Source organism: Pseudoclavibacter soli DSM 23366 (assembly GCF_000423505.1).
In the GTDB taxonomy this organism is placed as follows: Bacteria; Actinomycetota; Actinomycetes; order Actinomycetales; family Microbacteriaceae; genus Pseudoclavibacter_A; species Pseudoclavibacter_A soli.
In genome coordinates, this window is record NZ_KE384027.1 from 335382 (window position 1) to 348009 (window position 12628).

General features: G+C 66.0%; 12 protein-coding genes, 1 tRNA gene and 2 pseudogenes. 13 read left to right on the top strand and 2 right to left on the bottom strand.

What is annotated here, in order from left to right; all coding sequences use genetic code 11:
* Positions 1–75 precede the first annotated feature (75 nt).
* From G557_RS12765 to G557_RS12780, 12 genes and pseudogenes are all read left to right on the top strand, one after another.
* Positions 76–1083 (top strand): metal ABC transporter substrate-binding protein, encoded by a 1008-nt coding sequence (locus tag G557_RS12765; RefSeq protein ID WP_036962017.1) that lies wholly within the window; start codon positions 76–78, stop codon positions 1081–1083.
* Positions 1084–1141: 58 nt separating this feature from the next.
* Positions 1142–1894, top strand: a complete 753-nt coding sequence (locus G557_RS0109100; RefSeq protein WP_211220543.1) for a metal ABC transporter ATP-binding protein — start codon at positions 1142–1144, stop codon at positions 1892–1894.
* Positions 1894–2823 carry a metal ABC transporter permease gene (locus G557_RS12770; protein ID WP_051224953.1) on the top strand — a complete coding sequence of 310 codons (930 nt, stop codon included), beginning with the start codon at positions 1894–1896 and terminating at the stop codon, positions 2821–2823. Before G557_RS0109100 ends, G557_RS12770 begins: the two co-directional genes overlap by 1 nt.
* Positions 2823–3644, top strand: coding sequence for a metal ABC transporter permease (locus G557_RS12775; protein ID WP_051224954.1), 822 nt, complete (start codon positions 2823–2825; stop codon positions 3642–3644). Before G557_RS12770 ends, G557_RS12775 begins: the two co-directional genes overlap by 1 nt.
* Before the next feature lie 85 nt (positions 3645–3729).
* Entirely contained in the window at positions 3730–4128 is a 399-nt protein-coding gene (locus G557_RS0109115; protein WP_028245790.1) for a Fur family transcriptional regulator, read from the top strand.
* Positions 4129–4419: 291 nt separating this feature from the next.
* Positions 4420–4656, top strand: a complete 237-nt coding sequence (gene rpmB / locus G557_RS0109120; protein WP_028245791.1) for a 50S ribosomal protein L28 — start codon at positions 4420–4422, stop codon at positions 4654–4656.
* Entirely contained in the window at positions 4656–4823 is a 168-nt protein-coding gene (gene rpmG / locus G557_RS0109125; protein ID WP_028245792.1) for a 50S ribosomal protein L33, read from the top strand. The genes rpmB and rpmG overlap by 1 nt, the downstream gene beginning before the upstream one ends.
* Positions 4824–4826: 3 nt before the next feature.
* A complete protein-coding gene (rpsN, locus tag G557_RS0109130; protein ID WP_028245793.1) occupies positions 4827–5132 on the top strand; it encodes a 30S ribosomal protein S14 in 306 nt (101 codons plus the stop codon).
* An 82-nt stretch (positions 5133–5214) separates the two neighbouring features.
* Complete coding sequence (locus tag G557_RS0109135; RefSeq protein WP_028245794.1) at positions 5215–5505, top strand: HU family DNA-binding protein; 291 nt, start codon at positions 5215–5217, stop codon at positions 5503–5505.
* 185 nt (positions 5506–5690) lie between these two features.
* Positions 5691–7685: a bifunctional copper resistance protein CopD/cytochrome c oxidase assembly protein gene (locus G557_RS0109140; protein WP_245542790.1), complete on the top strand. Its 1995-nt coding sequence runs from the start codon at positions 5691–5693 to the stop codon at positions 7683–7685.
* A complete protein-coding gene (locus tag G557_RS0109145; protein WP_051224955.1) occupies positions 7678–9006 on the top strand; it encodes an ATP-dependent DNA helicase in 1329 nt (442 codons plus the stop codon). The genes G557_RS0109140 and G557_RS0109145 overlap by 8 nt, the downstream gene beginning before the upstream one ends.
* A 379-nt stretch (positions 9007–9385) precedes the next feature.
* Positions 9386–10909, top strand: a pseudogene (locus G557_RS12780) (MFS transporter); the annotation flags it as partial.
* Between the two features lie 91 nt (positions 10910–11000).
* Here the strand turns inward: G557_RS12780 and G557_RS14455 are convergent.
* Positions 11001–11141: pseudogene (locus G557_RS14455) on the bottom strand (pentapeptide repeat-containing protein); the annotation flags it as partial.
* Between the two features lie 184 nt (positions 11142–11325).
* Positions 11326–11399 (bottom strand) — tRNA-Gly (locus G557_RS0109155).
* Between the two features lie 154 nt (positions 11400–11553).
* Here G557_RS0109155 and G557_RS12785 point away from each other — a divergent pair.
* On the top strand, positions 11554–12603 hold the full coding sequence (locus G557_RS12785) for an IS30 family transposase (RefSeq protein WP_281167728.1): 1050 nt from the start codon (positions 11554–11556) through the stop codon (positions 12601–12603).
* Positions 12604–12628: the final 25 nt, after the last annotated feature.

A 12628-nucleotide genomic window follows, 5' to 3' on the forward strand; every position in this document is an offset into this window, starting at 1 on the left:
AATCAATAGTGATTGAGTGGTGGCACGAGTCAGAGCGCATCGGGCGCTCTGCGAGCCTCTAGAGAGTCACCATCAATGTCGCACGTACCCCTCTTCCGCGCCCTCAGCACCGCAGCGCTTGCCGCGGTCACCGGTCTCAGCCTGGTCGGCTGCGCCGCCTTCGACGAAGGGGGCTCGGCTTCGTCGAGCGGCGACGCGATCTCGGTGGTGGCCTCAACCACGCAGGTGGCTGACTTCACCCGTGAAGTGGTCGGCGACACCGGCGTCGCCGTCACACAGATCGTGCAGCCGAACCAGAGCGCGCACGACATCGAGCTCGATGCCAGTCAGGTTGCGGCCATCGACTCGGCCGATGCCGTGATCGTCAACGGTCTCGACCTCGATCATGTGGTCACCGATGCGGCCGCGGCCGACCGGGTGATCGATACCAGCACCGGGGTGACGCTGCGCACCGCAGCCGAAGACGAGCACGAGCACGAGGGCGAAGAGGCCGAGAGTGACGAGCACGACCACGGCGAGTACGATCCGCACATCTGGACAGACCCGGCCAATGCTGAGGTTCAGGTGCGCAACATCGCCAACGGGCTGGCGGCCATCGACTCGGCCAACGCCGACACGTACCAGGCCAACGCCGACGCCTACATCGCCAAGCTCGACACCCTGCAGACCTGGATCACCGACACCTTCGCACCCGTCGACCCGTCGCAGCGACTGTTCGTATCGACCCACGACGCCTTCGGTTACTTCGTGGCGGCCTACGACATCACCCAAGACGATTCGGTGCTCGGCAGCCTCGACGACAACGCTGAACCCAGCGAGGCCGCACTCACCACGTTGATCGACAGCATCAAGGCCACCGGCGTCAAAGCGGTCTTCGCCGAGGCGTCGATAAACCCTGCGCTGGCAGAGCGCATCGCCGACGGTGCCGGCGTCGAGCTCTACAGCGGCGACGACGCACTCTATGGCGACTCGCTGGGTGAGGCCGGCTCTGACGGCGACACCTATATTAAGGCGACCGTGCACAATGTGCGGCTGATCGCCCAGTCGTGGGGAGTGACGGCTACTGATCCAACCGGGCTGTGAGGCCTGGCAGCGACACGCCCCTCGCGCAAGGTGCGAGCGGTTCGCGATAATGGAAGATGTGTCCCATGATGAACCGACCATCGCCCTGCGCTTCAACAACGCCTCCTTCTCTTATGGCGGCCGCGCGCCGGCGCTGACCGGGGTGCAGGGCAGCCTTGCCGCAGGCGAGGCGTTGGCGCTGATCGGCCCCAACGGCTCGGGCAAGTCGACGCTGCTCAAAGGCATTCTGGGGCTGGTGCGCGCCAGCTCGGGCTCGGTCGAGGTGCTCGGCACCACACCCGTCGAGGCGCGCCCGCAGGTGGGCTATCTGCCGCAGTCGAGTGAGATCGACCCGGGGTTTCCGATCACCGTGCGCCAAGTGGTGGCCATGGGGCGGTTTCGCGCCGCAGACCGCCGCCCGCTCGGGTGGTTGCGCGGGCTGGGCCGAGCCGACCGCGCCGCCGCCGCAGACGCGCTGGCCCGGGTCGGCCTTGAGCAGCTCGGCTCGCGACGCTTCGGTGAACTTTCGGGCGGCCAACGGCAGCGGGTGCTGCTGGCGCGGGCGCTGGCGGCCGACCCGCGCATCCTGCTGCTCGACGAGCCGTTCAACGGCCTGGACGAGGCCAGCCGCGAATCGCTGGTGTCGACCCTGCGGCAGCTGCGCGGGCAGGGCGTGGCCATTGTGGTCTCGACGCACGACGTGAGCCTGGCGCGCGACGTGTGCGATCAAGTGTTCATCGCGGCCGGGCGGCAGATCGCGTTCGGCCCCATCGCAGACACTCTCACGATGGCCAACCTCGAACTCGCCTACAGCGGCGCCAGGTCGGCCTGATGTACGACCTGCTGATCATGCCGTTCGCAGAATATGGGTTCATGGCCCGCGCTCTGCTCGTGCTGCTCGCTCTGTCGGTCGGGGCCGGGGCGGTAGGCGTGCTGGTGAACCTGCGCGACCTCGAGTTCATCTCTGACGGCCTGGTGCATGCGGTCTTTCCCGGCGTAGCCGTGGGGGCCGTGTTCTTCTCAAACGACGGCATCACCCTGGGCGCGGCCATCGCCGGCACTGTGGCGGCCGTGGTGCTCACGGTGGCTGCCACACGATTCGGCACGGCGGATGCCCCGGTCGCGGTGGTGCTCACCGCCGCGTTCAGCCTGGGTGTGGTGGTGGTCTCGACCAGCAGCTACCCCGGACAGCTCGAGTCACTGCTGTTCGGCCAGCTGCTCGGCGTGCATCTCGACCAGGTGCGCGACACCGCAGTCATCGCAGTCGTCGTGCTCGTGATGCTGGGGCTCACCCGCCGCGCGCAGCTGTTTCGAGCCTTCGACCCCGACGGAGCACAGGCAGCGGGCTATCGACCACTGGCCACCGATCTCGTGCTGAACCTCGCCATCGCGCTGGTGATCGTCGCGGGCTCGCGCGTGATGGGCAACCTGCTGGTGTTGGCCATCCTGATTGTGCCGGCCGCGGCCGCGCGCAATCTCACCCGCACGCTCGCACCCATGGCCCTCGGTGCCATGGTGATCGCGGGGCTCGGCTCGTGGCTGGGGCTGTCGGTGGCCTTCGATGCTTCGATGCGGCGCGATCTCAGCCTCTCGCCGAGTGGCACGGTCGTGCTCAGCTTCATTGCGCTCTATGCCCTGTCGCTGGTCTGGCGCGGTGCCATGTGGGTGCTGGGGCGCAGGCGCGCCGGGCGGATGCCCCAACCTCACCCCGATGCCCCACGCCCCGCAGCCGCGGTGACTCATATTCCCGAGGAGGCATAGTGTTCGGCTACTTCGGCCTGGCCTATGTCGAGGCGGCTCTCGTGGGTGCGCTCGGCGGCCTTGTTGGGCTGCTCGTGGTGCTGCGACGGCGCACGTTCTTCGCAACGGCGCTCACTCACGCGACGTTTCCGGGCGCGATCGTCGCGGTGCTCGTCGGCTGGAATGTGCTGGTGGGCAACGCCCTGTTCGCCGTGGTGCTGACGCTGCTCATGCTGCTGCTGGCGCGCATCCCCAACCAAGGTGCGCAGGTGGCCAGCGGGGTGGTGCTCACCGGCGGATTCGCGCTGGGCACGGTGCTCGAGGGGCTCAACCCATCGCTGCCGGTCAAGGCACAGTCGTTTCTGGTCGGGTCGATTTTGTCAGTCGATGCCTCGGATGTCGCGGTCGCGGCCGGTCTGCTGGCCGTGGTGGCTGTGGTGATGTGGGCGCTGCGCCGCCGCCTGCTGTTCTCGAGTTTCGACGTGCAGGGGTATCGAGCGGCGGGCTACCAGCCTTGGGCCGTTGACGCGGTGGTGCTCGTCATCATCACGGTGACCGTGGTGGTGCTGATGCCGGCTGTGGGGGCAATTCTGGCCATCGCGATCCTTGCAGCCCCGCCACTGGCCGCACAGATGATCAGTGCCGATGTCACTCGCATGGTGTGGCTGTCGCCCACGATCGGGGCGATCTCGGGGGTGGCTGGGCTGCGGGTGTCGGCAACGTGGCCCGTATCTGCGGGTGCCGCGATCGTGCTGGTGGCCAGCGCGCTGCTGCTGCTGGCGGTACTCGGGCGGTGGGTGGTGCGCACGGAGCGGCGTTATTGGGCACGCAAACACAGCTGATTCGGGGTGTCGGCTGCTGTGACAAGGTGCGACAATGGAGGCCGTCGGGCCTGACGGCCAGCCACAGCAGTAGGGAGAAGCAGCCATGAACACCGAGACCAAGCGCCGATCCACCTGGCAGCAGGCCGCGATTCGCGAAGCCCTCGGCGAGGTCGGTACCTTCATCAGTGCACAGCAGCTGTTTCACCGCATGGCAGATGAGGGCTCGTCAGTCAGTGTCGCGACGATCTATCGCTCGCTGGCGCGCCTAGCCGAAGACGGGCAGGCCGATGTACACCTCGACCCTGACGGCCAGCAGCTGTTTCGCGCCTGCGACACCGCGCATCACCATCACCATCTGATCTGCCGCGAATGCGGTGCCACGGTCGAGATCTCAGCCGACCCTGTCGAGCGCTGGGCGCGCGAGACGGCCGCCGAGCATGGCTACGTCGCCGAGTCGCACGTGATCGACATCATCGGGCTGTGCCCCGACTGCGCTCGCTGAGCTGAGTGCTGGGGCTGGTGTGGGCGCGCATGATTTCAACGGCGCGCGCATGATTTCACCATTGAGAGAGTGATGGGGGTGAAATGCAGCGCATCCTGTCGAGATCGTGCGCGGGCGACAGGGCGCGCAGGCGAGCGAACGCTCGCATTGCGCGCAGGCGGGCGGATCCCATAGACTAACAAGGTTGCAGATCTTCCACGTCTGCATCGTGCACCGCGGAACCCCACGGTGCGCCGACAAGAGATCTTGGGCAGTCACCCCGCCAGGGTGGCTGCGGTACAGGAGGAAACCATGGCAGCAGTGTGCCAGGTGACCGGCGCCACTCCCGGCTTCGGTCACTCAATTTCACACTCACACCGGCGCAACAAGCGTCGGTTCGATCCCAACGTGCAGAAGAAGACTTACTTCGTGCCTTCACTGCGCCGCAAAGTGACGCTGAACGTCTCGGCCAAGGGCATCAAGGTAATTGACTCCCGCGGCATCGATGCCGTTGTGCAGGAGCTCATCGCGAACGGGGTGAAGCTCTGATGGCCAAGAAGTCAGATATCCGTCCTATCATCAAGCTGCGTTCGACCGCCGGCACCGGGTACACCTACGTGACCAAGAAGAACCGCCGCAACAACCCTGATCGCATCGTGCTCAAGAAGTACGACCCGGTCGTCCGCAAGCATGTCGAGTTTCGCGAGGAGCGCTAAGTAATGGCTAAGAAGAGCAAGATTGCGCGCAACGAGCAGCGCAAAGAGATTGTGGCGCGTTACGCCGAGAAGCGTGCAGCCCTCAAGAAGCAGCTGATCGACCCCAACTCGACCGACGAGCAGCGCGAAGAGGCTCGCGTGGGCCTGCAGAAGCTGCCCCGCAACGCCTCGCCCGTGCGTGTGCGTGGTCGCGATGCCATCGATGGCCGTCCCCGGGGCTTCCTGAGCTCCTACGGCATCTCCCGTGTGCGCTTCCGCGAGGCCGCACACCGCGGCGAGTTGCCCGGCATCACCAAGTCCAGCTGGTAGCGTGAATGGCGCTCAGATGATTAGTCTGGGCACCAGCCGCCTACGGCAAGCCAACAATTGAACCGAAATCTAGGGAGACCAAATGGCTGACAAGACTCTGAACCGCAGCGAGCTCGTTGCCGAGGTTGCAAAGAAGACCGGCGAAACCCAGACCGCCGTCAACGGCGTGCTCGACGCCGTCTTCGAGACCGTCGCAGCGAACATCGCCGAGGGTGTCAAGGTGACCGTGCCCGGCTGGATCGCTTTCGAGCGCACCGACCGCGCCGCACGCACCGGCCGCAACCCGCAGACCGGCGAGACCCTCAACATCCCCGCCAGCAAGGGCGTGAAGGTGTCGGCGGGCAGCAAGCTCAAGGCCGCGGTCAAGAAGTAATCTCTGACCTCGTTCAAACGAAACGGGGCGTGCCTTCGGGTGCGCCCCGTTTTCGTGTCTGTCGGCGGGTTTTCGGGGTCGTGCGCGGGCCCGACTGGTTCTACACAGGCGCAGGATGGGGTACAGAACGTCCACAGCCCGTGCCAGCGTCAGCTGCCTGTGGCCGAGGCGGGTAGGCTGGTGTGGTGCAGCGCAGAACCCTCCTCTCTCTGATCGTCGGCGTCATCGCCACCGGAATCGGTCTGGTACTCGCACTCGTGCACGGCGGTGCCGCCGCGCCCAACCTGCTGCTCGACCCGGGGCCTCTGGTGCGCTGGGGGCTGCCCGCGGTCAAGGCCGTGCACAACATCGCCATGGCAGTCACCATCGGCGCGTTGAGTCTCGCAGTGTGGGCGCTGTCACCACGCTGGAAGGCCGCGTACGAACGCGCCTTTTCGATCGCAGCCATCTCGGCCTCCATCTGGACGATCAGTGCGCTGCTGACGGCCATCCTCACGTATATCTCGATTGACGTCGATGCCTGGGGCAGCGACACATTCGGGCAGCGCCTGTGGCTGTTTCTCACTCAGGTCAACCTCGGCGAGTCGTGGCTGGTCGTCATCATCATCGCCGCAGTCGTCACCGTGCTCGCGGCCTTCGTGCGTGGCCCGGTCGGTGTGCTCTTCGTGGCGCTGGCGGCCTACATCGGCATCATCCCGCTCGCAGCCAGCGGCCATGCGAGCGGCACTGCCGGCCACAACCTCGCGGTCAGTGGCATGTTGCTGCACCTGGCCGGCTCATCGATGTGGCTCGGCGGGCTCGTCGCACTAGCGTTGATCGGGCCCAAGCTCGGTGACAACCTGCAGGCGGTCACCCAGCGCTACTCATCGATGGCGCTGCCCTCATTCATCGTCGTGGTGTTCTCGGGCGTGGTCAACGCGTGGCTGCGCGTCGGCAGCCTCGACAACCTCTTCGGCACCTCATACGGTCAGATCATCATCTGGAAGACGATCGGTCTGCTGCTGCTCGGCACCGCGGGTGCTATAAACCGGCTGCGTCTGGTCAACCGCCTGGCCGACTCCACCCGTGCGCGCTCCACCTTCGGCTGGATCGTCGCCTGCGAGTTTGCGGTCATGGGGCTGGTCTCTGGCTTCTCAGCGGCATTGGCTCGCACGGCCACACCCGTGCCACAAGAACTCACCAGCGACCCCACGCCCGCTGAGATTCTCACGGGTGAGCCCGTGCCCCCGGCGCCGCATTGGTACACGTGGTTCACCGACTGGAGCATCGACCCGCTGTGGCTGACCGTCGGCGTGTTCGCCATCTTCTTCTACCTCGCCGGTGCTTGGCGACTGCACCGCCGCGGCGACCGCTGGCCGTGGCATCGCACGCTGCTCTGGATCATCGGCATGCTGATTCTGATTCTGGTCACCAACGGCGGCACCAACCTCTACCAGACCTACCTGTTCAGCGTGCACATGACCATGCACATGGTGCTCACCATGGTGATTCCGCTGTTCCTCGTGCTCGGTGCCCCGGTGACCCTCTCCATGCGTGCGATCACCGCGCGCACCGATGGCTCGAAGGGCGGCCGCGAATGGATTCTCTGGGCAGTTCACTGCCCATGGGGGCAGTTCGTCGCGCGCCCGGTGGTGGCTGCCTTCATCTTCGCCTTCTCGCTGATCGTGTTCTACTACACGCCGCTGTTCGGCTGGGCCACCCGTGATCACTTGGGACACGAGTGGATGGTGCTGCACTTCTTGATGGCCGGCTACCTGTTCGTGCAGTCGCTGATCGGTATCGACCCGGGGCCCAAACGCCCGCCATACGCCGTGCGTCTGTTGTTCTTGGTGGTCACCATGGCTTTCCACGCCTTCTTCGGGGTGTTCATGATGATGGGCACCGGTCTGCTCGAGGCTGACTGGTACGGTGCCACCGGCCGCACTTGGGGGCAGAGTGCGCTGCTCGACCAACAAGAGGGCGGTGCAATCGCTTGGGGCATCGGCGAGTTCCCGACCCTGATTCTCGCCGTGGTGGTGGGCATTCTGTGGGCGCGCAGCGATGACCGCGAGAAGAAGCGCATCGACCGCAACGCCGACCGCACCGACGACGCCGAGCTCAACGCATACAACGAGATGCTCGCCCGCATGCAAAAGCGCGATACCGAGACGCAGCCCGAGCCCACGCCACGCGATGAGTGACGGTCTCGAGGCGCCCGCCGCCGGCGCTGCCGAGCCAGGCGAGATCACACTCACCAGCGAGCAGCAGGCGGTCATCGACGCCGCCCTGCGCGGGCAGAGCCTGTTCGTTACCGGTCGCGCCGGCACCGGTAAATCCACCCTGCTAACCCGCATGCTCGACGAACTGCCCGGCAAAACGGTGGTGTGCGCGCCCACCGGGGTGGCCGCACTCAACGTGGGCGGGCAGACCATCCACTCGCTGTTCGGGCTGCGCGTCGGCATTCAAGACGTCTCACGCATCTCGCGCTACCTGCGCGACGAGACCCGCGAGGTGCTCGCCGCGGTCGACACTGTGATCATCGACGAGGTCTCGATGGTGTCGGCCGACCTGCTCGACGGCATCGATCGCACGCTGCGCCTGGCCAAGCGCCGCAACCGCACACCCTTCGGCGGGGTACAGCTGATCATGTTCGGCGACCCCTACCAGCTCGCGCCCGTGCCACCGCGCTCGCCCGACGAGAAGGCCTTCTACCGCGAGCACTACGCCAGCCAGTGGTTCTTCGACGCGCACGTGTGGGCCGAGGCCACAGTCAGCGTCTACGAGCTGACCAGCATCCATCGGCAGCGTCACGACGGATTCAAGCAGCTGCTCAACGCTGTGCGCGAGGGCACCGTGCCCGACCACTGGCTCGCCCGACTCAACCAGATCGGCCACCGCACCCCGGCCGAGGGCGAGCCCATCATCACCCTGGCGACCACCAACCGCATCGTCGACGAGCGCAACCGTGCCGAGCTCGCGCGACTGCCCGGCAAAGCCAAGACCGTGCGGGCACAGGTCGAGGGCGACTTCGGCAACGCGTTTCCGGCTGATCCCGAGCTCGAACTCAAAGTCGACGCGCAGGTGATGTTTCTGCGCAACGACCCCGACGGGCGCTGGGTCAATGGCTCCATCGGCACGGTGGTGAGCATCCGCCCCGACAAAGTGGTGGTCGAGCTCGACGGCCAAGACGTCGAAGTCGAGCCCGTGGTGTGGGAGCGTTACGAATACACCTTCGACCCCGACGCCAAGACCATCGAGCAAGACCAGATCGGTGAGTTCACCCAGCTGCCGCTGCGCCTGGCGTGGGCAGTGACCGTACACAAGTCGCAGGGGCAGACCTACGATCGAGCCGTGGTCGACCTCGGCTCCCGCGCCTTCAGCCCCGGCCAAACCTATGTGGCGCTCAGCCGACTGACCACGCTCGACGGGCTGTACCTCGCCCGGCCGATTCGCCAGGGTGACATCATCGTTGACGAGCGGGTGCTCGAGTTTATGAAGACCGCCTCAGCCCCGATGTTCTAGCCGCTTCGCAGGCTGGTGGGTCGACGGCGCGGGGTGAGTGGGCATCCATGCATGGGGCCGCCGGATACCCACTCACCAGGGCTCAAAACCGCACCTTGGTACAATGGGTAACGAGCTGCACCTGAGCGGGTCGTCCGACACGGCCGATTTCGGGGCCCGAACACCGGGCACCGCGCCTGCAGCTGGCGGAAGTCGAACCGCGGGAAAGCCCCGCGGTCGCCCGCGGCACTGTTGCCGAAGTGTGATCCCGCGCCCGATGCGCCTGGTGATCGCCCGGCGATTTTCACCGTCCATGTTGCCCCCGTCATGGAAATTCCTGACGAGACTCTGCAACGTCGACGCAGCCGTTCCGTCCCGAGTTCAGCGAACAGAGGTCAGAATGAGTCAGCAAGACAAGTCATCGCACAGCGCGCCCAAAGCGGCGCGACCCCCACGTGCGCGCAAAACCCAGCAGCAGCGCCAGCCGCGACTGCGCCAAGACGACGTGCTCGTCGTCGAAAAGCGCCCGATGCGCCAGGCCATTTCGGGCACCGTGGTCGGCAACTTCATGGAGTGGTTCGACTTCGGCATCTACGGCTACCTCGCCGTGGTCATGACGAGCGTGTTCACCGAGGGGCTGCCCAAAGAAACCGGTCTGCTGATCATGCTGCTGGGTTTCGCGGTGAGCTTCGTGGTGCGCCCGCTGGGCGGCATGGTGCTCGGGCCACTCGGCGACCGCATTGGTCGGCAGAAGGTGCTGTTCATCACGATGGGCATGATGGCCGTCGCAACTGCGCTGATCGGTGTGCTGCCCACCGCCGCACAGATCGGGCTGTGGGCCACGCTGCCGCTGTACGCGCTCAAGATGGTGCAGGGCTTCTCGACCGGCGGCGAGTACGCCGGTGCCACCACCTATGTCTCAGAGTTCTCGCCCGACAAGCGACGCGGCTACTACAGCTCGTGGCTCGATGTGGGCTCGTACACCGGCTTTGCGGCAGGCGCGGCCACCGTCGCACTGACTACGGTGATCGTCGAGTCGAATTGGGGGCCGACCGCGATGCTCGACTTCGGCTGGCGCATCCCGTATCTGATCGCCATTCCGCTGGGCGCACTGGCGATCTTCCTGCGCACGCGCATTCCTGAGACCCCGCACTTCGACACCCCCGGCGATGAGGATGCGGTGGCCGCGCTGGCCGAGCGCGACGAGCGTTTCGCCCGCCACGGCTTGGGTGGCATCTTGAAGCACCACTGGAAAGAGGTGCTCATCGCGATGGCTCTGGTGGCCGCGCAGAACACGGCAGGCTACGCGTTGACCAGCTACATGCCGACGTACCTTGAGTCGGAGGTGGGCACGACGCCGACCATGGCCGCTGCGGCCACCGTGCCGGTGCTCGTGCTGATGGCTGCCGCGATGCCGTTCATCGGGCGGCTCTCCGACCGCATTGGGCGCCGACCCGTCTACGGCATCGCCGTGATCGGCACGCTGGTGCTGATGCTGCCAGCGTTCGCGGTGATGCACATCGGCACGTTCTGGGCGATCCAGGGCGCTCTGGTGATGGTGGCCATCCCGGTGGCCTTCTACGCTGCGATCGGTGCGAGTACGCTGCCGGCGCTGTTCCCGACGGCCTCGCGTTTCGGAGCGATGGCGCTGTCGTACAACTTGTCTGTGGCGCTGTTCGGCGGCACCACGCCGCTGTTCTCGCAGGCACTGATTCAGCTGACGGGTAACCACTACATGCCCGCGATCTACATCATGGTGTTCGCTGCACTCGGCGGTGTGGGCATCTTGGCGATGCGCGAGTCGGCCAAGCGCCCGCTGATTGGGTCGATGCCGACGGTGGCGACCGAGGCCGAGGCGTCGCGCCTCGTGGCGGGGCAGGAGCAGAATCCCTACCTCGACCTGTCAACGATGCCCATCGCCGTGGTGACCCCCGAGCAGGCCGCCGCCGATGCGGCTGGGCGCGCCGCGAGTGAGCCTGGTGCAGATCAGCCTGGTGCAGATCAGGGTGGCGCAGATCAGGGTGGCGCAGATCAGCCTGGTGCAGATCAGCATGGCGCAGATCGGGGTGGCGCAGATCAGCCTGGTGCAGATCAGCATGGCGCAGATCGGGGTGGCGCAGTGAAGTAGCCGCCGCGGTGCGCGTGAGCCTGCACAGGTGACACCTGTTCTCGGGGGCGACCTCGCGAGCAGGTGTCGCGGGCTCTGATGCTCACACTGGTGTCGCGAAGTGCGGGTTTGTCGTGGCTGAGTGGTGTTTCGTGACACCTGTGTGTGCGATGGGCGCGAGTGCGCTCTGCGGCTGGCGCAGGTGTAGGGAAACGGGGTTATTCGTGGCTGAGTGGAGCGGCTGACGGGAATCGAACCCGCGTATCAGGCTTGGGAAGCGTGCGCTCTACCATTGAGCTACAGCCGCGCGGCGTGTTGACGCGCCCTCAAGCGTAGCAGATGGGTGCGCGCGCTCGTTGGTCCCTGGGTTCTGGTCGGAAGCGCAACACCTCGTAGGGTGTGGTTGTTCAGATCACATCGTGAGGGGTTGCGCTTCCGTGGGTACAGGGTATCGGCATTTGGTGTTGGATGATCGGGTTCAGATCGAGAAGTGGTTGGATGCGGGGGTGTCTCAGGCGGAGATCGCTCGCCGGTTGGGGGTGCATCGTTCGAGTGTGTTCCGGGAGGTTCGGCGTAGGTCGTGGACGCCGTCGGACATGGCGGCCGCGTATGCGCCGTACCGGTACGCGCGCGGGTCGGCCGGTCCGTGGAATCAGCGCCAGTATCGGGCCTCGCGCGCGCAGGCGCACGCGGATCGGGCCAGGGCCTGCTCGCATCAGCCGTGGCGAATGCGAGACGACCGGCTGGTGGACTGGGTGGTCAAACGGTTGGAGAAGGGGTGGACGCCCCAGGAGATCTCGGGTCGTCTGCCTGTGGAGTTCGATGACGCGAAGATGCGGGTGAGCACGGAGACCCTGTATCAGTGGATCTACGCCCCAGCCCAGACGCATCGCGGTCTGTGGCAGTACCTGCCCCGCGGGCTGCGCAGGCGTCGGCGTCACGGTGGCCGGCGGGTGCATCACGAGCGCATCCGGTGGCGGGTCTCGATCCATGCGCGTCCGTGCGTGATCGAGGACCGTGCCCAGTTCGGGCACTGGGAGGCTGACAGCGTGCTGGGGTTGCGAGGCACCGGGGTGATACACACCGAGGTCGAGCGCACCTCCCGATTCCTGATCGCCGTGAAGCTGGCAGCCGGCACCGCCGACGCTACCGTGACCGCCCAGCGGAACATCTTCGCCGCCCTGCCCGCCCACGCGGGCCGCTCGATCACCTGTGACAACGGCACCGAGTTCGCCAGGCACTACGAGCTGGCCGACACCCTCGGGATCCCGAGCTATTTCGCCGACCCGTACTCGGCGTGGCAGCGCGGCACCAACGAGCACTTCAACGGCCGGATCCGCAAATACCTGCCCAAAGGCACCAACCTGACCGACCTCACACAAACCGAACTCGACGACATCATCACCGAGATCAACAACCGCCCCCGCAAAATCCTCAACTGGGCAACACCAGCCGAAATCTTCCAGCAGCTATCATCAGACCCAGACCACACACGTTGCGCTTCCAACTAGAACCCGGCGTCAGGGTGCATGATCG

What these genes read in the sequence shown, in the direction of transcription:
- G557_RS12765 (WP_036962017.1), top strand. Translation starts at nt 76, where the DNA reads ATGTCGCACGTACCCCTCTTCCGCGCCCTCAGCACCGCAGCGCTTGCC.
- G557_RS12770 (WP_051224953.1), top strand. Translation starts at nt 1,894, where the DNA reads ATGTACGACCTGCTGATCATGCCGTTCGCAGAATATGGGTTCATGGCC.
- G557_RS0109115 (WP_028245790.1), top strand. Translation starts at nt 3,730, where the DNA reads ATGAACACCGAGACCAAGCGCCGATCCACCTGGCAGCAGGCCGCGATT.
- rpmB (WP_028245791.1), top strand. Translation starts at nt 4,420, where the DNA reads ATGGCAGCAGTGTGCCAGGTGACCGGCGCCACTCCCGGCTTCGGTCAC.
- rpmG (WP_028245792.1), top strand. Translation starts at nt 4,656, where the DNA reads ATGGCCAAGAAGTCAGATATCCGTCCTATCATCAAGCTGCGTTCGACC.
- rpsN (WP_028245793.1), top strand. Translation starts at nt 4,827, where the DNA reads ATGGCTAAGAAGAGCAAGATTGCGCGCAACGAGCAGCGCAAAGAGATT.
- G557_RS0109135 (WP_028245794.1), top strand. Translation starts at nt 5,215, where the DNA reads ATGGCTGACAAGACTCTGAACCGCAGCGAGCTCGTTGCCGAGGTTGCA.
- G557_RS0109145 (WP_051224955.1), top strand. Translation starts at nt 7,678, where the DNA reads ATGAGTGACGGTCTCGAGGCGCCCGCCGCCGGCGCTGCCGAGCCAGGC.